The organism is Paraburkholderia sp. SIMBA_027, from assembly GCF_046535315.1.
GTDB lineage: Bacteria > Pseudomonadota > Gammaproteobacteria > Burkholderiales > Burkholderiaceae > Paraburkholderia > Paraburkholderia tropica.
This window is the reverse complement of record NZ_JAWRWY010000011.1, coordinates 184655-205372: the sequence shown is the minus strand read 5'-3', so window position 1 is coordinate 205372 and position 20718 is coordinate 184655. Positions and strand designations below refer to the sequence as shown.

Annotated in this window: 18 protein-coding genes; 12 read left to right on the top strand and 6 right to left on the bottom strand. The window is 67.8% G+C overall.

Translation table 11 applies throughout. The annotated features are described in order from the left end of the window. The first annotated feature begins 13 nt into the window (after nt 1-13). The 4 genes from SB764_RS21860 (at nt 14) to SB764_RS21845 (ending at nt 3257) form a co-directional block, all read left to right on the top strand. Nucleotides 14-1042: a branched-chain amino acid ABC transporter permease gene (locus SB764_RS21860; RefSeq protein WP_110326557.1), complete on the top strand. Its 1029-nt coding sequence runs from the start codon at nt 14-16 to the stop codon at nt 1040-1042. Continuing rightward, entirely contained in the window at nt 1029-1757 is a 729-nt protein-coding gene (locus SB764_RS21855; RefSeq protein WP_065057786.1) for an ABC transporter ATP-binding protein, read from the top strand. Before SB764_RS21860 ends, SB764_RS21855 begins: the two co-directional genes overlap by 14 nt. Before the next feature lies 1 nt (nt 1758). Beyond that, the gene (locus tag SB764_RS21850) at nt 1759-2460 is read left to right on the top strand and encodes an ABC transporter ATP-binding protein (RefSeq protein WP_065057787.1); all 702 of its coding nucleotides are present in this window, start codon (nt 1759-1761) and stop codon (nt 2458-2460) included. 104 nt (nt 2461-2564) lie between these two features. Then, entirely contained in the window at nt 2565-3257 is a 693-nt protein-coding gene (locus SB764_RS21845) for a M24 family metallopeptidase (RefSeq protein WP_231957416.1), read from the top strand. A gap of 115 nt (nt 3258-3372) precedes the next feature. Here the strand turns inward: SB764_RS21845 and SB764_RS21840 are convergent, their stop codons facing one another. Then, nucleotides 3373-4401 (bottom strand): helix-turn-helix transcriptional regulator, encoded by a 1029-nt coding sequence (locus SB764_RS21840; RefSeq protein ID WP_065057789.1) that lies wholly within the window; start codon nt 4399-4401, stop codon nt 3373-3375. A gap of 265 nt (nt 4402-4666) precedes the next feature. On the opposite strand from SB764_RS21840, the gene SB764_RS21835 reads away from it, so the two are divergent. After that, nucleotides 4667-5065, top strand: coding sequence for a hypothetical protein (locus SB764_RS21835; RefSeq protein WP_322055742.1), 399 nt, complete (start codon nt 4667-4669; stop codon nt 5063-5065). A 60-nt stretch (nt 5066-5125) separates the two neighbouring features. On the opposite strand, the gene SB764_RS21830 is transcribed toward SB764_RS21835, so the two are convergent. After that, nucleotides 5126-5434 carry a hypothetical protein gene (locus SB764_RS21830; protein ID WP_410864851.1) on the bottom strand — a complete coding sequence of 103 codons (309 nt, stop codon included), beginning with the start codon at nt 5432-5434 and terminating at the stop codon, nt 5126-5128. Between the two features lie 33 nt (nt 5435-5467). On the opposite strand from SB764_RS21830, the gene SB764_RS21825 reads away from it, so the two are divergent. From SB764_RS21825 to SB764_RS21810, 4 genes are all read left to right on the top strand, one after another. Continuing rightward, a complete protein-coding gene (locus SB764_RS21825; protein WP_065057791.1) occupies nt 5468-6493 on the top strand; it encodes a 2-keto-3-deoxygluconate permease in 1026 nt (341 codons plus the stop codon). Beyond that, nucleotides 6490-7962, top strand: coding sequence for a four-carbon acid sugar kinase family protein (locus SB764_RS21820; protein WP_183040560.1), 1473 nt, complete (start codon nt 6490-6492; stop codon nt 7960-7962). The genes SB764_RS21825 and SB764_RS21820 overlap by 4 nt, the downstream gene beginning before the upstream one ends. Continuing rightward, nucleotides 7959-8957 carry a 4-hydroxythreonine-4-phosphate dehydrogenase PdxA gene (gene pdxA / locus SB764_RS21815; RefSeq protein WP_065057793.1) on the top strand — a complete coding sequence of 333 codons (999 nt, stop codon included), beginning with the start codon at nt 7959-7961 and terminating at the stop codon, nt 8955-8957. Before SB764_RS21820 ends, pdxA begins: the two co-directional genes overlap by 4 nt. Nucleotides 8958-9081: 124 nt before the next feature. Further along, complete coding sequence (locus tag SB764_RS21810) at nt 9082-9879, top strand: DeoR/GlpR family DNA-binding transcription regulator (RefSeq protein ID WP_065057794.1); 798 nt, start codon at nt 9082-9084, stop codon at nt 9877-9879. A gap of 3 nt (nt 9880-9882) precedes the next feature. Here SB764_RS21810 and SB764_RS21805 read toward each other — a convergent pair whose 3' ends face one another. Next, nucleotides 9883-10251 carry a nuclear transport factor 2 family protein gene (locus tag SB764_RS21805; protein WP_410864848.1) on the bottom strand — a complete coding sequence of 123 codons (369 nt, stop codon included), beginning with the start codon at nt 10249-10251 and terminating at the stop codon, nt 9883-9885. A 303-nt stretch (nt 10252-10554) separates the two neighbouring features. Between SB764_RS21805 and SB764_RS21800 the strand changes: the two genes are divergently transcribed. Next, entirely contained in the window at nt 10555-11199 is a 645-nt protein-coding gene (locus SB764_RS21800; RefSeq protein WP_410864846.1) for an FMN-binding negative transcriptional regulator, read from the top strand. A 44-nt stretch (nt 11200-11243) separates the two neighbouring features. Here SB764_RS21800 and SB764_RS21795 read toward each other — a convergent pair whose 3' ends face one another. Both SB764_RS21795 and sbcD read right to left on the bottom strand, forming a co-directional pair. Then, nucleotides 11244-14762: an AAA family ATPase gene (locus SB764_RS21795; protein WP_410864844.1), complete on the bottom strand. Its 3519-nt coding sequence runs from the start codon at nt 14760-14762 to the stop codon at nt 11244-11246. After that, nucleotides 14759-16003, bottom strand: coding sequence for an exonuclease subunit SbcD (sbcD, locus tag SB764_RS21790; RefSeq protein WP_321891184.1), 1245 nt, complete (start codon nt 16001-16003; stop codon nt 14759-14761). Before sbcD ends, SB764_RS21795 begins: the two co-directional genes overlap by 4 nt. Before the next feature lie 435 nt (nt 16004-16438). Between sbcD and SB764_RS21785 the strand changes: the two genes are divergently transcribed. Together SB764_RS21785 and SB764_RS21780 are read left to right on the top strand one after the other, a co-directional pair. Then, on the top strand, nt 16439-17992 hold the full coding sequence (locus SB764_RS21785; RefSeq protein ID WP_124261585.1) for a methyl-accepting chemotaxis protein: 1554 nt from the start codon (nt 16439-16441) through the stop codon (nt 17990-17992). A gap of 202 nt (nt 17993-18194) precedes the next feature. After that, nucleotides 18195-19154: an IclR family transcriptional regulator gene (locus SB764_RS21780; RefSeq protein WP_410864842.1), complete on the top strand. Its 960-nt coding sequence runs from the start codon at nt 18195-18197 to the stop codon at nt 19152-19154. Nucleotides 19155-19222: 68 nt separating this feature from the next. On the opposite strand, the gene SB764_RS21775 is transcribed toward SB764_RS21780, so the two are convergent. Then, nucleotides 19223-20296, bottom strand: coding sequence for a porin (locus SB764_RS21775; protein WP_410864840.1), 1074 nt, complete (start codon nt 20294-20296; stop codon nt 19223-19225). Between the last annotated feature and the right edge of the window lie 422 nt (nt 20297-20718).

Here is a 20718-nt window from a genome sequence, read left to right as displayed (position 1 = left end):
CGGGGGAAACTCGATGAACACCACCACCACTCACACGCCCGCCGCCGCGACGAGCGCCGACGCGCGCGCGAAGCCGGTCTGGTCCGCGCAACGCATCGCCGGGCTCGTTGCCACGCTCGTCGTGCTCTATGCGGCCGTGCCGCTCGCGCTCGGGCAGAACCTCTATCTGATGAGTCTCGCGGTCGCGTCGCTGACGATCGCGGGCATCGCGCTCGCCTGGGCGCTGCTCGGCAATCTCGGCGGCATGGTCAGCTTCGGGCACAGCGCGTTCTTCGGCGTGGGCTCGTATATCTCCGCGCTGCTCACGCTCAAGGCGGGCTGGCCGGTGTTTCCCGCGATGCTTGCGGGCGGCGTGGGCGCGAGCGTCGCCTCGCTCGCGATGGCGCCCGCGCTGCGTCTGAAAGGCCCGTATTTCGCGCTGGCGATTCTCGCGTATGCGCAGATCTTCCGCATCGTTGCGACGGAATGGTCCGGGCTCACAGGCGGCGCGAGCGGCCTGTCCAGCATTCCGGCGCTGCCGAAGCTGCTCGGTGTGGACTTCGGCAGCAAGAGCGGCGGCTACGTTGTGATCCTCACGCTCGTGCTCGCCTTCGCGCTGCTCTATGCGAAGCTGCGCGGCTCGAACGTGGGGCTCGCGCTGCGCGCGATGCACGAATCGGAGGACGCCACGCGTGTCGTAGGCGTCAACAGCGTGATTCTCAAGCTCGCGATGCTGATGCTCTCCGCGCTCATGACGGGGCTGGTCGGCGCCTTCAACGCGCACTACATCAACTTTCTCGAACCCGATTACGCGTTCAACGCGAGCTGGGCCGTGGTGCCGATCATCGCGGCGATCTGCGGCGGCTATCGCACGATACTCGGGCCGCTGGTGGGCGCGGTATCGGTCTATCTGATCGATCAGCTCGTGCTCAAGAGCCTGCTGCCGACGGGGCATCAGATCGTGCTCGGCATGCTGCTGGTGGCGATGATCATCGTGAGTCCCGCGGGGCTGACCGCGCTGCGCTTCAAACGTACCGGGCGAGGTGTCCATGCAGCAGGCTGAACTGGAACTCAAGGATGTGTCGATCCGTTTCGGCGGACTCACGGCGGTGAGCGGCGTCTCGCTCACGCTCGGCACACACGACGTGGTGGGTCTCGTCGGGCCGAACGGCGCGGGCAAGACCACGCTGTTCAACGCGATCTCGGGACTCGTGCGGCCGACGAGCGGCGCGATCCGCTTCGAGGGCGTCGACCTGCTTAAGACGCCGCTGTACCGGCGCGCGCGCCTTGGCATCGGGCGCACGTTCCAGGTGCCGCAACCGCTGCACGAACTCACGGTGCGCGAGAACCTGATCGTCGCGCAACGCTTCGGCGCGGGCCGCGTGGACGAGGCGCGCATCGACGAGATTCTCGACTTCATGGGGCTCGCGGGCAAGGCGCAGCGCGACGCGGCCACCGAACTCGCGCTCACCGAACTCAAGGCGCTTGAAGTGGCGAAGGCGCTGGCGACCGGCCCGAAACTGCTGCTGCTCGACGAAGTGCTCGGCGGCCTGGAGACGGCCACCAAGCGCCGCTTCATGAAGACGCTCCTCGACGTGCACGAACGTTATCGCGTAGGGATCCTGATTATCGAGCACGATATCGAAACGGTGATGAACCTGTGCCGCCGCGTGGCGGTGCTCAATTTCGGCAAGCTGATCGCGGATGGTCCGCCTGCCGACGTGTTCCGCGATCCGGAAGTCGTGCGCAGTTATACGGGGGAGGCCGCTCATGCCTGAGATGCTCGAGATTCGCCACGCGCGCGCGGGTTACGGCGCGATCAACGTGCTCTGGGACGTCTCGCTCGCGGTGGCGAAGGGCGAGGTGACGACGATCGTCGGGCCGAACGGCGCGGGCAAGACCACGCTGCTGCGCGCGATCATGGGCCTCGTGCCGCTCGCGCACGGCGAGATCGCGTTCGACGGCGCGCCGCTCGCCGGTGTGCCGACGTGGGCCATGGCGCAGCGCGGCATTGCGATGGTGCCGGAGGGGCGTATGATTTTCCGCGACATGTCGATCGAAGAAAACCTCATGCTCGGCGCGTTCGCGAAGTCGCGGCGCGCGGGCGCGGCGCGGCAACTCGAAGAAGTCTACGGGCTCTTTCCGCTGCTCAAGGAGCGCCGCGCGCTGCCCGCCGGCACCTTGTCGGGCGGCCAGGCGCAGATGCTTGCGCTGGGGCGCGGGCTGATGTCGTCGCCGCAACTGATGCTGATCGACGAGCCGTCGCTGGGTCTCGCGCCGGTGATGGTGCAGGAAGTGTTCGCGATTCTCGAACGGCTCAAGGCGGCGGGGCGCACCATCGTACTCGTCGAGCAGAACACGCACATGGCGCTGCGGCTCGCCGATCAGGTCTATCTGATGCAGGGCGGCAAGGTGACGTTCGAGGCGCGCGCGAAGGACGTGAACGTCGACGAACTGCACGACATGTACTTCGCGCGCTGACTTTCGGGCGTCTCCCGCTGCCTGCCGCGAGGCCGCGCGTCGAATGGACATGCGCGGTCTCGCGCGATATATTCAAAAAGATATATCGAAGCGGAGAGACCACGGTGAGCACGACAACAAGTCCCCAGACAGCACAGGCAACCCAAGCGGCGAAGGAAGCGGTAGGCAGCAAGTATGTAAAGGAACAGATGCAGACGGCGCGCGAGCGCACCTGGCAGGTGATCGAGCGCGTGGCGCCGCGCGTCGTGCCGGGCATGCGCGAGTCGGAAGCGGCGGCGCTGTGCAAGGCGGAGATGGAAGCGCTCGGCATGGATCGCATCTGGCATCCGACGATCGTGCGTTTCGGCGAGAACACGCTGCGCATGTTCAAGGAGCGCTCAGTCGGCGATCCGGTGCTGCGGGCCAACGACATCTTCTTTCTCGATCTCGGCGTGGTCTGGGGCGCGCACGAGGGCGATGCGGGCGCGACCTTCGTCGTCGGCGACGATGCGGAAATGCAGGCCTGCGCCGCGGCCGCGAAAACACTGTTCGACGACGTCGAGCAGCACTGGCGTAAAACGGGCGCGGCGGGCACGGCGCTCTATGCCTATGCCGACGAGCGCGCGCAAGCGCTGGGCTGGCGTCTGAATCTCGACATCAAGGGCCATCGCGTCTCGGACTTTCCGCATGCGATCTATCGCGCAGGCGATCTCGGCGATTTCGACGCGTGCCCCAACGCCGGCTTGTGGATTCTCGAAATCCAGATCGCGCATCCGACGAAGCCGTTCGGCGCGTTCTACGAGGATCTGTTGTATTGAACCTTGATAGCGCGGTCCGTTGAGCCCGCGCTTTCACTTCACCCCCTCAGCGCGTCGCCGGCCACCATCAGCTTGCCGCCGTCATAGCCTGCGCCTCGCGCGCGCTTTACGTCTGTCACGCCGTCGCGCGCCGCAGCTCCAGCGCCCGCGCGCGCATGTCGAGCGGGCTCATGCCGAATGCGCGCCGGAACGCGCGCGTGAAATCGGACGCGCTGTTGAAGCCCAGCCCGTACGCGATCTCGGTGACGAGCAGATGCGGAAAGCGCACCAGGTCGTCGGCGGCCTCGCGCAGCCGTCGATGGCGGATATACGCGCCCAGCCCGCCTTCCTGCTCGAACCAGCGATAGATCGTGGCGCGTTTCAGTTGCAGCGCCGCGACCACCGTGCTCGGCGTGAGATCGGCATGATGCAGGTTCGCATCGACGTAACGGCGCACCTGGTTCATCACGGCGGCTTGCGCGGCGGCGCGCCCGCGTTCGCCGAGGCGCGCCTCGCCGCGATACGCGGCCAGCAGCAACTGCGCGGCAACCTGCATGGCTTCGGCGGCCTGGGCGGCGTCGAGTTGCGGCAGGGTGTCGGCCAGCGCGAGCGCGTGCGCGAGACTCAATTGCGCGAGCGGCGTGTGCGGCGCGAGGCCCTGACCGTGGATCGACTCGGCGTAGGGCAGGTTGGCGTCGACGGTTTCCTGCGGCACGAACACGCTGAGTACGCGGCAGGCCGGCCGTTCCACGCGGAACGGCTGGTTCATGTCCATCGCGATGATGCGCGTGGGCGTCTCGTCGGCGCTGCGTTTGCGGCGCATGCCGGTGGTGAGGCCCGAGTCGCCCTGCGCGTAGAGATGGAACGCGAAGTCGCGCCGCCGGTCGGTCGAGACACGCGCGACCGGGCGTTCCAGCACCAGCGCGTCGGTCGTGCAATCGGTGAACGAGAAGCCGGCCGCCGCGTAGCGGTCGATCTGGCCGCGAAAGCCGCCTTCGATCTGGCCGCGCGACGGCACCACGTCCACGACATGCCCGACGCGCTCGCGCCACGCGATCAGCTGCTCGCCGCGCGCCTGCGCGTGCGTGCTGAACCGGCTCGCCGCAAGGACGGCGCCGCTGGCGGGTTCGCGGGCGAGTTCGCCCGGGGCGGGAGGTGCGTTCACGGCGTGGCGGCGGTTGAGTGTCGATTCGGTGTCGATCAGTGTCGATCTCGGTCAACGGATGCGTTTGAGACGGACGGTCAAGCCTACCAAACATTACCAGGTATTGTCGTACGACAAATAGTCGGGTTTCGCACTGTGTTCGGGCAATGGCGTCCGGCCGGGCGGGAGCAGCGTGGCGTCGAGACGGCCGGTCCGGGGAAGTCGGCCTGCCGCGGCGCTTTCCAGCGAAGCCGGGACGCAGGACAGAAACGACCAGGGGCCTTTAATGAGTACGAGTGAGACCCGCCGAAAACCGCCGCAGCCGTCGGCCGTACCGGCAAAAAAATCAACTAACGAGCCGGCAGCGACGTCGGCAAAAAACGCCGGCCTGCTGCCCGCGCGGCTCGCCGATGCGCAACTCGATCACGTCGAGCGCATGGTGCAGTTTCTCAGCTTCGCGACGGTGGCCAATGCGACGCGCGGCATCGACCGCGAATACTGCCGCAAGCGGCTGCAGACGCTGGAGCAGACGCACGATCTCGTCGCCAGCCAGCGGTCGCGTATCGCCAAGCTGCTGCATCTGCTGGAGCGCGTCGGCTCGACGACGCTCGAGCACGCTCTCACGCGTTCCGAGGTCGATCCGGCTGCGCGCTTCGTCGCGCCGCGCGGCGAATTCGCGGCCTGACGCGGTCTGCCTGATCCCGTCAGCACGCGGACGGCGTCCGCACACGCCGCCCCGCGCCTTTCAGCACCGCCCCACGCCGCCCACTTCGCCCACGCCGCCCACGCCGCCCACGTCGATCAACACCCGCGCGCGTAACGCCGGCAGCAACGCCGCTCCCTTCGTTTTATCCTGCACGCCGCACCCCGCGGCCGGGCGCGCTCGCGCGTGCGCGTCGCGCGGTCTATCGTCCCCAATTTGATCGTTTCGATCATTCGTTTGATCGAATTGCGCAAAACGTAGCGCGCGTTTACACTCCGCCATGATCGTTTCAATCAAAAATGTGATCAAACCGATCAAAACGCTCAAACCGGGCGCGTCGTCCCGGGTCATGCGCCGATCGGATCATCATTGAGGAGACTCCCCATGGCTCAGATTCCCATCAAGCGTTCGATCGAGCGCGTTCCCGGCGGCATGATGATCGTGCCGCTGCTGCTCGGTTCGCTCGTCGCGACCTTTGCGCCCGGTCTGCCGAAATTCTTCGGCTCGTTCACGAATGCGCTGTTCACCGGCTCGCTGCCGATCCTCGCCGTGTTCTACGTGTGCATGGGCGCGAGCATCGACGTGAAGGCCACGCCCTATCTGCTCAAGAAGGGCGGCGCGCTGTTCGCGACCAAGGTGGGCGCGGCGATCCTGGTCGGCATCGTGATGGGGCATCTGCTCGGCGAGGCGCCGATCGCCTCGGGTCTGTTCGCGGGTCTCTCCACGCTGGCCGTGATCGCCGCGATGAACGACACCAACGGCGGCCTCTATATGGCGCTGATGGGCCAGTACGGCCGCTCGGAAGACGTGGGCGCGTACACGATCATGTCGCTCGAATCGGGCCCGTTTCTCACGATGGTCACGCTCGGCGTGGCGGGCCTCTCGGCGTTTCCGTGGCAGACGCTGGTCGGCAGCATCCTGCCGCTGTGCGCGGGCATGCTGCTCGGCAATCTCGACCGCGAAATGCGCGCTTTCCTCGCGCGCGCCGTGCCGGTGATGATTCCGTTCTTCGCGCTGGCGCTCGGCGCGGGCCTCGATCTGCACAAGGTCTGGCAGGCGGGCCTGCTGGGCATCGGGCTTGGCATCGGCGTGGTGGTCGTGACGGGTATTCCGCTCTATTTCGCCGATCGCGCGACCGGCGGCACGGGCGTGGCCGGCGTGGCGGCGGCCAACACCGCGGGCAACGCGGCGGCGGTTCCGGCGCTGGTGGCCGCGGCCAATCCGGTCTACGAACCGGCCGCGCAGAGCGCGACGCTGCTGGTGGCGGCGGCCGTGGTGGTCTCGGCGATCGTCTCGCCCGTGCTGACCGCGTGGGTCGCGAAGCGCGCCAATGCGCGCCTCGCGCGCCGCGGCGAGGCGCAAGTCCAGAATCAGGCTGACGCACCGGACGCGAAACGGGTCGCGCAATGAAGCTGCTGATCATTGCCGACGATCTGTCTGGCGCCGCCGATTGCGCGATTGGTTTCGCCAACGCGGGCCATCGCACGCTGGTGACGCTCGACGCGTCGCGCGCGGACGAAGGTGCGGCCAACGTCGCGACCGCGCAGGATGACGTGCCGCACGACGACACGCCACTCGCCGCCGACGTGATCGCCGCCGACACCGACACGCGCCGTCTCACGCCTGCCGACGCGGCGGCGCGCACGGCGCAGGCGTTCGAGGCGCTGCGCGGCGCGGGCGAACCGTCCGCGCCGCAGCGCAAGCTCTACAAGAAAATCGATTCGACGCTGCGCGGCAACTGGGCCGCCGAAGTCGCGGCCTTGCAGGCGCGCGCCGGTCTCGCGATCGTCGCGCCCGCGTTTCCCGCGACCGGTCGCACGGTGCGCGACGGCGCGCTGCTCGTGCATGGCGTGCCGCTCGCGCAGACCGAGACGTGGCGTCTCGAACACGCCGATCGTCCCGCCGACATGGCCGTCATGCTGGCGGCGGCCGGCCTGCGCAGCGAGCGTTTCGACGCAGCGACGCTGCACGCCGACCCGCGCGCGCTCGCGCGCCGCGTGGCGCTGATTGCGGCGGAAGGCGAAGACGGCGCGCGGGCGCTGATCGTCGATGCCCAGAGCGCCGACGAGTTGCGCGCACTCGCGCGCGCCACGCTCGCGCTCGACAGCGCGTTTTTCTGGGTCGGCTCGGGCGGTCTCGCGCGCGAACTGGCGACGCTGGATGCAGCGCAAGCCGCCACTCAGACCGCAACTCAAGCGGACGATGCCAGCGCACTCAAGCCTTCGGCGCCCGACCTCGGCGGTAGCGGACCCGGCCCGATTCTGGTGCTGGTCGGCAGCCTCTCGGCGGTCGGCGAGCGCCAATGCGCGGTCCTGCGCGAGCGCGCGGGACTTGCCGAACTGATCGTGCCGCCCGCCGTGCTGCGCGCGGGCGACACGCACGCGCACTGGCCGCAGTGGGACGCGCGCATCGGCGCGACGCTGGCGGCGGGCGCGGATCTGCTGCTGCGCATCGGTCGCGACGACGCCTTCGATCCCGCCGAGGGCGCACGCCTGTCCGCGCGGCTCGCGGCGCTCGTCGCACCGCATTTCACGCAGACCGCGGGCCTGATCGCGACGGGCGGCGAGACCGCGCGCGCGATGCTCGACGCGGCCGGCATCGGCAGCCTGCGTCTGATCGCCGAAATCGAAGCGGGCGTGGCGGTCGCGCGTCCGCATGCGCCCGCGCGCGCGCACCGGCCCGCCGTCGTCACGAAGGCGGGCGCGTTCGGCACCGAACAGGCGCTGTACGCGGCCTGGCTGCACCTGCGCGGCACGCCGCACGAAGAGACGCAAGCTCGCACACCGGGCGAACCGGACAGCACGCAACACAACAGCACAAAACACGAGCCAACGGCGCCGGACGCCGTTGCGCCCACCGCACCATCGAGGAACGTATGAGCACCTATATCCCTGTCATCGGCATCACGATGGGCGACGCCGCCGGCGTCGGCCCCGAAGTCGTCGTCAAGAGCCTGACGCACGCGCAGGTCTACGAACAATGCCGTCCGCTCGTGATCGGCGACGCGCGCCGGCTCGAGCACGCGATCGTCATCTGCCAGCTCGACATGGACGTGCGCCGCATCGCCGATCCGTCGCAGGCGCGCTACGAACGAGGCACGATCGACGTGATCGACCTCGAACTGATTCCCGAAGATCTGCCGTTCGGCGAACTGTCGCCGCTCGCGGGCGACGCCGCCTACCGCTATATCGCGCGCGCCGTCGAACTGGCGCAGGCGAAGCAGATCGACGCGATCTGCACCGCGCCGCTGAACAAGGAAGCGCTGCACGCGGGCGGCCACAAGTATCCGGGCCACACGGAAATGCTCGCGCACCTCACGGGCGTCGACGAAGTCTCGATGATGCTGGTCGCGCCGCAACTGCGCGTGATTCACGTGACGACGCACATCGGCATCATCGACGCGATCCGCAAGATCGAGCCGGGCCTCGTGCAGCGCACGATCGAGCGCGGCAACGCCACGCTCGTGAAGGCGGGCATCGCGAAGCCGCGCATCGGCGTGTGCGGGATCAATCCGCATGCGGGCGAAAACGGTCTGTTCGGCTATGGCGAAGAGGAAGAGAAGATCATTCCGGCGGTCAAGCTGCTGCAGGAACGCGGTCTCGACGTGACCGGCCCGCTACCCGCCGACACGCTGTTCTTCCGTGCGGGCCGCGGCGACTTCGACCTCGTCGTGGCGATGTATCACGATCAGGGCCACGGCCCCGTGAAGGTGCTCGGCCTCGAAGCGGGCGTGAACGTCACCGTGGGTCTCGAAGTGATCCGCACGTCGGTCGATCACGGCACGGCGTTCGATATCGCGGGCAAGGGCGTCGTGGACGAAGGCAGCATGCTCGAAGCGCTGCGTCAGGGCGCGGAGCTGGCGACGCGCCGTTAAGTTTGACACCCGGCGCGACACGAGGCGCGCCGCTAAACGCCAAGCCGCCGTCATGGGCCGCGCGGCCCGGCGCGCACGTGCCATCGTGTAAGATCGCCGGGTTCCCGCAGCTCACTTTTTAGCAATGAAAGCGTCCGACCGTCACCGCGCCATTCTCGAACTCGTGCAGACGCGCGAGGCCAACGTCGAACAGTTGACGGAGGCGCTGGGCGTGTCGGAAGCCACGATCCGCCGCGATCTCGCGGTGCTGCACAAGCAGCGCCGGCTCGTGCGCACGTATGGCGGCGCGACCGCGCTGGTCGGCGTGCACGAACCCGAGGCCTCGCTCGAGGAACGCAAGGCGGCGCAGCGCGAGCAGAAGGAGCGCATCGCGCTGGCGGCCGCGGCTCACGTGCGCGACGGCGACACCGTCATGCTCGACGGCGGCACCACCTGCGCCGCGCTCGCGCGTCATCTGCTGGCGCGCAGCGATCTGCATGTCGTCACCAACAATCTGCTCGCGGTCGCCACGCTCGCGAACGCGCCCGGCATTCAGGTCACGCTGCTCGGCGGCGATCTGCGCAGCTCCAGCATGAGCACGCTCGGCCCGCTCGCGGAACTGCTGCTCACGCGCGTGAGCGTCGATACGGCGTTTCTCGGCGCGGACGGCGTAGTGGCCGGATTCGGTCTGTGCGAAGCGAGCGCGCAGCAGGCGTCGCTCAAGGACTGCATGATCCGGCGCGCGGCGCAGGTGATCGTGCTGGCGGACTCGGACAAGCTCGGCCGCGCGCGCCAGCAGCACTGGACGCCGATCGAGCGCGAGTGGCGTCTGATTACCGCCGCGAGCGCGGGCGAAGCGGCGCTCGAACCGTTTCGCGCGCTGCTCGGCGTGCAGGTGGAAGTGGTGGACGCGCTCGATGCGCCCGATACGCGAGCGCTTTGATCGTCAATCGTGGTGGTAAGTCTTGTTGACGATTTTCCAGCCGGCGTCGAATTCCACCAGCGTCAGATAATCCGTGAAACGCAAGCCCTGATACAGCGTGGCCGTTTTGACCGCCGCGCTGCGGCCCGTCACGTCCACCGCAACGATGCGCATGTCGAACGGCTCGCCGCTTTCCGAGGGCTTGTCCATGTCTTCGATTTCCGCGATCCACTCGTCGAGCGACTGGCGATAGAAGTCGCCGTGGTAATAGCCCCAAAGCTGGGCGTGCGGATCGAATGCCGAACGCAGACGCCGCGCGTCGCCGTTGTGCATGCCGATGAAAAAACGCTCGATCGTCGCCGCGATTTGCGCGAACGCGTCGCCGGCTTCCATGTCCGCCTCCCTGTTCGAACGCCGCGAGGTCTGCCAGGCCTCGCGGCGATGCGCCGTGAATGGGCGATCGTTCAAGCATAGAAGGCGGCCCCGCGAAGTCAAGCAATCGTAAGGTTGAAATTGCGAGGTGCTCGTCGCAGGCACGCGCAACGCGTCGAGCGGATTGCGCCGCTTTTGCACGCGGGCCTGGTTCCCCGAATGCCGTTCCCGCTGGCTCTACAGCGTTGGCCGTTTTGGCGTGACAATAGGTTTTTTGACGTTCGATGCGCGCGCCTTGAGCCGAGAGCGCCACGCGGAGCCCCCATGTACGTCCCTGCCCATTTCGACGAATCCCGCCCCGAGGCGCTGCACGCCTTCATCGCGCAGCACCCGTTCGGCACGCTGGTCACGCACGGCGCGAGCGGACTCGACGCCAATCACATTCCGTTCGAACTGCTCGCGGGCGAGGGCGCGTTCGGCACGCTGCACGCGCACGTCGCGCGCGCGAATCCGCTCTGGCAGGACGTCGCGGACGGCGACGAGGTGCTCGCGATCTTCCGCGCCGGCGACGCCTATATTTCGCCGACGTGGTATCCGAGCAAGCACGAACACCACAAGCAGGTGCCCACCTGGAATTACGCGGTCGTGCACGCACATGGCCGCATTCGCGTGCGCGACGACGAGAAGTTCGTGCGTGGCGTGGTCGCGCGGCTCACGCGCACGCACGAAGCAAGCGAGCCGCAGCCGTGGAAGATGGGCGATGCGCCCGTCGACTATCTCGACACGATGCTCAAGGCCATCGTCGGCATCGAGATCGAGATGACGCGGCTCACGGGCAAGCGCAAACTTTCGCAGAACAAGGACGCACGCGATATTCGCGGCGCGGGCGAGGCGCTCGTCGCGCGCGGCGAACGCGAGATCGGCGAACCGATGCTGGAGATCGCCGCGCGCAAGACCGAACAGGGCTGAGGCGCGCGGCGCGTTCTTTTGTGTTGCGCGCGTGCGTTGCGCGGCTAGATCACCAGCCGCGAGTGGCCGATGCCGCCGCCTTTTTCCACGCGGATCTGCGTGGCGATGCGCTCCTTGAGACTGTCGACGTGGCTGATCACGCCGATCATCTTGCCGCTCGCGTTGAGCGTGTCGAGCGCGTCGAGCGCGATTTCCAGCGTGTCGCCGTCGAGCGTGCCGAAGCCTTCGTCGAGGAACAGCGAGTCGATCGAGGTCTTGTGGCTCACGAGGTCGGAGAGCGCGAGCGCCAGCGCGAGACTCACGAGGAAGCTCTCGCCGCCCGAGAGCGTGCGCGTGTCGCGCGTGACGTCCGCCTGCCAGCCGTCGACGATTTCCAGTTCGAGTTCGCCCGTCGATTTGCGGCGCAGCAGATAGCGCGCATGCAGACGGTCGAGATGGCGATTGGCGAGCGCGAGCAGATGATCGAGCGTGAGACCCTGCGCGAAGCGGCTGAACTTGTCGCCCTTCGCGGAGCCGATCAGCGCGTCGAGACGTTGCCAGAGATCGGCGTCCTGCGTCTGCGCATCGATCTGCGCGAACAGCGCGCGCTGGCTGTCGCGCTGCTGCGCGTCGCGCGCGAGCAGGCCGCGTTGATGGCCGAGCCGTTCGTTGAGCGTCGCGTTATCTCTTTCCGCGCTGTCGATCTGCGCGTCGAGTTCGGCGAGTGTGGCTTCGGTCTGCGCCGTCGCTTCCACCATCGCTTCGAGTCGTGCGAGCTTCTCGCGCGCGCTGTTCAGCAGTGCGGTGGCCGTGTCGCGTTCCTGTTCGCGCTGCTGCTTGAGCGCTTGCAGGCGCTGGCGTACCTCGGCGGGCAGGAGCGCGGCGAGGAAATCGTCCTGCTGCGCGAACGGACTCGCCGCGAGCGCCGCGCTCCACGTTTGCGCGGCCTGGCTGGCGGCGTCGCGTTGATGCGCGAGCGAGCGTTCGAGTTGCGCGATCTGGCCGTCGAGCGCCGCGAGTTCGCGCGTGAGCGCGTCGGCGCGTGCGGCGGCCGTGGCGAAGTCTTCGCCGGGCGCGTCGTCTTCGTCGTCGAATAGCGAATCCATCGGCACGCTCTGCGCCGCTTGCGCGACTTCCGCGCCAATCGATGCGCACCGTTCGCGCCACGCCTGAAGTTGCGCGCGCGCGACGTCGGCCTGGGCGCGTTCGTGCGCGAGCGATTCCGCGAGCGTGTGAAGGCGGCGCTGCGTCTCCTGCCACTTGCGCCATTCGCCGTCGCGCGTGTGCAGCCACGCGCGCGGATCGTCGGGCAGCGCCGCGAGCGGCGCGCTGTCGGCTTGCGTGCCGGTCTGCATCGAGGCGAGCAAAGCCTGCGCTTCTTCTTCGATACGCACGCGCAATGCCGCGAGTTCGCGTTCGGTTTCCGCTCGGCGCTCCTGCACGCTCGCGATCGACTGTTCGAGCAACTCGCCGCGCGCCTGTGCCGCTTGTAGCGCCTGGGCGCAGCGCGTATTCGCTTCGCGTGCTTGAGCGAGCGCTTCCTCGGCGCGTTCGGTCTCGGTCAGATGCTGGCGGATTTGCTGCGCCGATTGCGCGGCGGCCTCGCTTGCTTGTGCGAGCGCATCGGCGTCCTGCCATGCGTCGGCGTCGAGCCTGAGCGACGCAACCAGCGACGAAGCGAGCGACGCCGACAACGCCTGCCAGTCCGCGCGATCCTGCGTGTCGCGTGCGGCGAGCTGATCGTGTTGCGCGCGCTGCTGCGCCTGCGTCGCGCGCAACGCGGACAGTTTCTCAGCCGCGCCGCGCAACGTTTGTTCGGATACCTGAAGATCGGTGCGGATCGCCTGAAGCGCGCCTTGCGTCGCCGACACATCGAGCGCGCGATACGCAGCGATAGCCGGATGATCGTGCGAGCCGCACAACGGACACGCTTCGCCGGGCTGCAACGCATCGCGATGCTGCGCGAGACTGCGAATTACCTGTTCCTGTTCGAGCAGCGTCTGCTTGTCGGCGGCGCGCGCCTGGAGTTCGGCGTGCGCGCGTTGCAGCGTGACGAGCGCGCTATCTTGCGCGGCGATCTCGCTGTCGCTGCGCGCGAGACTGGCCGCGAGCGTCGCGGTTTCCGTCGCGAGCTGGCGGCGGCGGGCGGCGAGCGTCTGCAACTGCGCCCAGCGCTCGACCGCGCGTTGCGCCGCCTGCGCGGCGTCGCGTAGCTGCGCGAGCGTCTGGCCCGCGAGACGCGTGGTCTGCGCGGCGCTCAACGTGCGCAGTTGCGAGTCCGATTCAGCTTGCGCGCGCGTGCAATCCGCGAGCGTTTTGCCGTGCTGTTCGCGCTGCGCGTGGGCGTCGGCGAGTTGCTTTTGCAGGGCCGTCTGCTGCGTTTCGCGCGCGCGACTATCCGCATGACGGCGCGCGCGCTGCTCGAACTGCTCGCGCCACGCGCCGATGCGTTCGCCCAGTTGCGCGTGCGCCGCGTGCGCGGTGCAGTAGCGATCGAGTTGCTGCTTCTCCGCGTCGAGTTGCGCGAGACGACGCTCGGCGTCGCGCACGATGCGCGCGGCCAGCGCGGCGGCCGCGCCGGTTTGACGACGCTGCGCCGCGACTTGCCCCGTGCGGCGATGACGCGACGCGGCGAGATCGGCATCGGTCTGTTTGCAGGCAGCGTCCATTTGCTGCGCGTGCTGATGCGCCGCGCGCAGCGCTTCGGCGGGCTCGCTCGCGGCGAGGCGCGCAAGCTCGGGCGCGGCGGCCTCGTACGCGGCGCTCGCGCTCGCGAGCCGCGTGTGCGCGGTTTGCGCGTCGGCTTGCGCCTGGCTCAGATCGCGCCGCCATTGGCGCTGCGCGTGCAGCGTTTTCGTGCGCGTGGCGAGCGCGTTCGACTGGTCGGCGAGCGCGGCGATGTCCTGCTCCATCGCCGTGCGTTGCTCGGGCGTCAGCAATTCCATGCCGTCCGCGCGGGCGCGCAACTGCTTGAGCGCATCGCGCGCCGCGCCCGCGCGCTCGTAGACCTGACGCGAGATTTCGCCGTAGATTTCCGTGCCCGTGAGTTCTTCGAGCAGTTCGGCGCGGTCGTTCGCGCTCGCGTTCAGGAACGCCGCGAAGCCGCCTTGCGCGAGCAGCATCGAACGCGTGAAGCGCGGGAAATCGAGCCGCGTGATCTCCTCGACGCGCCGCAATTTCTCGTTGATGTGCTGCGTGAGGATCGTGCCGCTGCCGTCGTCGTGCTCGACCGTGGCGAGTTCGACGCGCGGCTGCTGCAACGCGCCGTCCACCTTGTCGCGCGAGCGGCGCTGGCTCCAGAACGCGCGATAGACCGCGCCCTTCACTTCGAACACGACTTCGGCGAGGCAGTCGGCGGTATGGCGCGTCATGATGTCGTTCGCCGACGCCGACACCGTCTTGAGACGCGGCGTCTCGTGATAGAGCGCGAGGCAGATCGCGTCGAGCAGCGTCGACTTGCCCGCGCCGGTCGGGCCGGTGATCGCGAACAGGCCGTTCTCCGAAAACGGCGGCTGCGTGAAGTCGATGCGCCACTCGCCCTTCAGCGAGTTGAGATTCTTGAGGCGCAGGCTGCGGATTTTCATGCGTCGTCCTCCGGCGTGGCCTGCATGGCGGCGAGTACGTTCTTGTAGCGGTCGGTGAGTGCGCCGCGCACGTCGTCGTCGAGCGTTTCGTGCGCGAGGCGGCGCGCGAACACGTCGAGCGGATCGAGTTCGTCGAGCGTCACGCCCGAGTCGGCGGAAAGTTGCGCGGCGGCGTTGCCGCGCTCGCGGCGAATGCGCAGCACGTCGAGCGGCAGATCCTCGGTCATCGCCTGGATGCGCGCGGGCAGGTCGGCGAGATAGTCGTCCTCGGCGACGGTTACTTCGAGCCACGCGGGGCGCTCGGGCGTGGCGTCGCGCGCGATCTCGGCAAAGGCGGCGGGCAGCGTCTTCAGATTGCCGCGCAGCGCGGCGAGCGTCTGGAACGCGGGCACGGCGAGTGGCGTGACGGCGTCCAGCCCGTTCGCGCCGACATCGACGAGCAGCATTTCCTTGCGCTGCGTGGCTTCGTCGAAGCTCAGCGCGATCGGCGAGCCGCTATAGCGGATGTGCTCCAGGCCGCCCACTTTCTGCGGACGATGAATATGCCCGAGCGCGATGTAGTCGGCCGGCGGAAATGCGCTGGTGGGGAACGCGTCGAGCGCGCCCACGTAGATCTCGCGTACCGATTCGCTCGCACTCGCGCCCACGGTGGTCAGATGGCCGGTGGCGATCAGCGGGACCGGGCGGCCGAGTTCGGCGGACAGTTGCGCGCGGCGCGCCTCGGCGGCGGCGAACACGGCCTGGTAGTAGGCCTGAATCGCCTGTTGCAGCGACTGCTGCTTCTGTTCGGCGCTCTGGCCGGTTTCGCCCTGCATCACGTCGCGCGCGCGGATGAACGGAATCGCGCAGACCACGCAGCCCGCTTCGTCGGGCTTGCCGCGCAGCGGCAGCACGCGAACCTGGTTGGGCGCGGCGTCCGCGTGCGGCACGACCTGGGCCGACAGGCGTTCGAGCAGCGCGCTGCTTTCGCGCAGCGTCGCCACGGAATCGTGATTGCCGCCGAGCAGGAGCAGCGTCACGCCCGCGGCGTGCAGGCGCACGACGAGCTGGCTGTACAGCTCGCGCGCGTAGCTCGGCGGCGTGCCGGTATCGAAAATATCGCCGGCGATCAGGACGGCGTCGACCGCATGGGCGTCGAGCTGGGTAACAAGCCAGTCGATGAGCTGCTGATGCTCGGCCTGGCGGCTCTTGCCCATGAAGTTCTGGCCCAGATGCCAGTCTGAGGTGTGGAGGAGGCGCATGGGGGCGTGATGGTGGCGGCGTTCGCGCATGCGGCGAACGTCGCGAGTTGGGTTCGAAGGCAGCCTGGCCGCGCGGATGTCGAGGCGGCGGGCGCAAGTGGACGATTGTAGAGCAGGGGCGGCGCGCGCCGGGAGCGGTGTAACGTCGGCGAAAGGTTCGCGCAAGGCTGGCACGCGTTCGGCATCGCGCCATGCTTCACGTCAAGCCGCGCGCCGCGATGCATTAAGCACGTGCCTAAAGTTTTTGCGCCGCGCTGCCGTTGACCCGGTTTGAAGCCCCAAAAAAGCCGCATCGAGACTACACCAACCCGAATAGAGCCGCCCGCGCACGCTTCGCGACAGGGCGGACGATACGTCCGACGCCCTGCACCGGCGCCGGCTGAACAGAGGGAACGCTGCGCATCGCGCTTTCGCGCCGCGTTCCAGGAGACCAGAATGCTCAACAAGCTTTCGATACGCGCGAGTTTGACCCTGATGGTGGCGTTTTTCGGCGTGGTGCTGGTGATCGGCGCCGCGGCGGGGCTACTGTCGATGCGCGCGGGCAACGACGCGATGCAGGACATGTACACGGTGGACACCCCCGCCGTGGCCGACCTCGAAGGCAGCGCCGGCCAGCTCTTGCGGCTGCGGCTCGCGCTCGCCACCTATGCGTCGCTCGCCGATCTCGGCGATCAGACCGGCGCCGACGCCGTCCTCAAGCGCTTCGACACCTACCTCAAGATTTCCAACGATCGGCTCGATCACTATCTCTCGCTCGCCAGCAACGACGACGAGGATCGCCGCCTGATCGCCGACATGCAGGACAAGCGCAACAATTTCCTGCACGCGGGCGTCGATCCGGCGCTCGCGGCGCTCAAGAGCGGCGACCGCAACGGCTTCCAGGAATTGCAGGCGCACAAGCTGCCCGCGCTCTACAACGGTTTCGAAAAGGCGATGCTCGCGCTCGAACAGCGTCAGATCGACCACGGCGCGCAGCGCTATCGCGACGCGCAGACGCGCTTCAAGGCGGTGAGCGTCGCGGTGGCCGTGGGCATGGTGTTCGCGCTGCTGTGCGCGTGGCTCGGCCGCGCGGCGCTGATGCGCGCGATCGTGCATCCGGTGGACGCCGCCGTCGCGCAGTTCGAGCGCATCGCGGCGGGCGACCTGAGCGCGGCGGTGGCCGTGGCGAGCCGCAACGAAATGGGCAAGCTCTCGGCCGCCCTGCAACGCATGCAGGCCGCGCTCGTGACGATGGTGAGCACGGTGCGCGCGGGCGCGGAATCGATCGATACGGGCGTGAGCGAAATCGCCGCGGGCAACACCGATCTGTCGCAGCGCACCGAGGAGCAGGCCGCCTCGCTCGAAGAAACGGCGGCGAGCATCGAACAATTGACGTCGACGGTCAAGCAGACGGCGGGTAACGCGCAGGAGGCGAGTTCGCTGGCGCACGGTGCGTCCGGCCTGGCGGCGCGCGGCGGCGAACTCGCGCGCGAAGTGGTGGGCACGATGCAGAACATCGTCGACGACTCGCGGCGCATTGCCGAGATCGTCGGCGTGATCGAGGGCATCGCGTTCCAGACCAATATTCTGGCGCTCAACGCGGCGGTCGAAGCGGCGCGCGCGGGCGAGGAAGGGCGCGGCTTCGCGGTCGTGGCGGGCGAGGTGCGCTCGCTCGCGCAGCGCAGCGCTGGCGCGGCCAAGGAGATCAAGTCGCTGATCGACGCCTCGACGGCGCGCGTGGAAACCGGCGCGACGCTGGTCGAGCGCTCGGGCACGACGATGGAGGAGATCGTCGGCGCAATCGGGCGCGTGAGCGCGATCATGGGCGAGATTGCGTCGGCGGCGACCGAGCAGAGCACCGGCATCGATCAGGTGAATCTCGCGGTCGCGCAGATGGATCAGGTCACGCAGCAGAATGCCGCGCTCGTCGAGCAGGCGGCCGCGGCCGCGGCGTCGCTTGAGGATCAGGCGCGGCGGCTCGCCACGGCGGTGGCGGTGTTCCGCACCTGAGGCGCGGGTCGTCGCGTAGAGACGGGGCGTCAGCGGCGCCGGCGCGCGCGTTTTGCGCCCGGCCGGGAGGCGAATCGGGCGGAAGCGGGCGGTCGAGCGGGGCGGCAGCATGTCGCCCCGACCCGCGATCTTTAAGTCCGGACGGCGCTTCGCGTTATCATTGCCTCCACTTATCGACCGACTTCAGCAGATTCCAGCCGCCATGGCCACCAAGAACACGACAGGCGCCGCCCGACGCAGCCCGGCGCCGGGCAAGCGCGCCGCGCCGCCCGAGGAGACCCGCGACGCCGCGCAGAGCGCCGACCCTGCCGATCTCGCCGACGCCGCTGACGCCTCGACCTATCTCGTGCCGGGCCTCGAACGCGGCCTGCGCATCCTCACCGAATTTTCCGCGCGCGAGCCCGTGCTGGGCGCGCCCGAACTGTCGCGCCGCATCGGCATTCCGCGCACTACGACGTTTCGTCTGCTGCAGACGCTGGAAGCGCTCGGCTTCATCGAACGCGCGAACGGCGACCGTCAATATCGGCTGAGCGTGGCGGTGCTGCGGCTCGGCTTCGAGTATCTGAGCTCGCTCGAACTGACCGATTTCGGCACGCCGGTGCTCGAACGTCTGCGCGACGCGACCGGCCTGAGCACGCATCTGCTGATCCGCGACGGGCGCGACGTGGTGTTCGTCGCCAAGGCGCAAACGCGCGAGCCGATGTTCAGCTCGGTGAAGGTGCATGTGGGCACGCGCCTGCCCGCGCACGCCACGGTGCACGGCCAGGTGCTGATGGGCGATCTCTCGCTCACGGAACTGCGCGCGCTCTATCCCGAGAAGCAGCTCGAACGCTATACGGACCGCACGCCCGCCACGGTCGCGGATCTCTACGCGCGCGTGCGCGAATTCGCGGAGCAGGGCTATGCGCTCAGCGAGGCGTCGTTCGAAACGGGAATTTCGGTGGTGAGCGCGCCTGTGCGCGACCAGTCGGGCCGCATCGTCGCGGCGCTCACGGCCACGGTGCCGCGCTCCGATATCGGCAGCGAAGCCGAGCGCGCGCCGCTCGTCACGGCGGTGTGCGCGGCGGCGCTGGATTTGTCGGCGCGTCTGAATTACCGGCCGCTGCCCGGCGATCCCACGGCGGCTCAAGCCGCGCATGGCGGCAGCGTGCACGCGAGCTGAGTCCGCTTCGCCAGCCTGAATAAAAAAAGCGCGCCGCGTCATGCGGCGCGCTTTTTTCTTCTGTGCGATCAGAACGAGTGATGAATGCCCGTGAGCACGATCGTCTGATTGCGTCCGCTCGACACGCCCGCCGTAAAGAACGCCGCTTGTGCATCGGAATTCGCGTGCTCGTAGAGCGCGTTCACGTAGACCTGCGTGCTCTTCGACAGCGCATAGACGTCGCCGATCATCAACTGCGTCCAGCGTCGGCCCGACAGCGACGTGGTGGCCGCGCCGCCGACGATCGAGTTCGCGCTGGTCAACTGATAGTTCGCGCCCGCGTCGTAGCTCTGGAACGTGTCCGAATAGCCGTTCGATTGCAGCTTCGTGCGCGTATACAGACCGTGCACCAGCACCTTGCCGAACGAGTACGACGCGCCGATCCCCATGTTCTCGACCTTGTCGGCGATATAGCTCGCGGCGGCCTGGCCCTGGAACGTGGTGATGCCCGTGGTCGACATCGACACCGTGCGGTTGTGCTCGTTCGACCACGTCGCGCCGGCCTTGAACGGACCGTTCGCATAACTGATCGAAAAGCCCATCGTGCGGCCATTCGAGAAGTTCGTGCTGTTGCCGAAGCCGAACATCGCGCCTGCCGTGAAGCCATACCAGTTCGGCGAGCGGTACTTCACCGAATTGTTGTACGGCACCACGCCCGTATCGGCGAGCTGATCGATATTGCCCGGATGGAACGCGTACCAGCTCGCCGCGAGATACGCGGTGCTGAGCGGGCCGAGCGTGTCGAACGAGAACGGCGTCTGATTGCCGAGTGTGAGCGTGCCGAAACGGTCCGAACTCAGACCCACATACGCCTGGCGGTTGAACAGCGTGTTGGCCTTCGCCATCGCGCCCGTGTTCGTATAGAAGCCGTTTTCAAGCTGGAAGATCGCCTTCAGGCCGTCGCCCAGATCTTCCTGACCACGCAGGCCCCAGCGGTCGGGCTGCATGTTGCCCTGTTCTTCCATCCACTTCGAATGTCCGCCCACGTTGCTGACGTAGGCTACCCCGGCATCCAGGCTGCCGTATAGCGTGACGCTGCTTTGCGCCCATGCAGACGTGACGGCGCACAGACCCGTCAACCCCGCGGCAATGAAGTGCTTCAACTTTGGACTCCTGATCGTATGACGAATGACCGGTTCCGGTGAGATGGCCTTGAAAGCCCGTCCGGAACCGCTAGACCCAACCCCTCGATGCGATGGCGGCTTTGCTTTTCTTTTTTGTCCGTCGTATGTTTCACCTATGGACAAACGTGCTGCCTATGGAAAGTATAGAGACTTGCACGAGACGCCAAAATACTTTTTCAGGAGAGTGGTTCCCCTGGGTGGGCAAGCGCGGGCAAACCGGTCATGGCTACCTAAGCACTTGGACCGTAAGCGTTTTGGCAACTGCTTCGGCATCCTCCACGAGCGCCTTGCCGATCCTTTTGAAGACAGGCTCGGTGTTTTCCCCAGGAGCGCTGGATTTTTATTTTGTCCTCCGCGCCAGACTCCTATAATGACCATACATAAACTACTGTTCCGCGTAT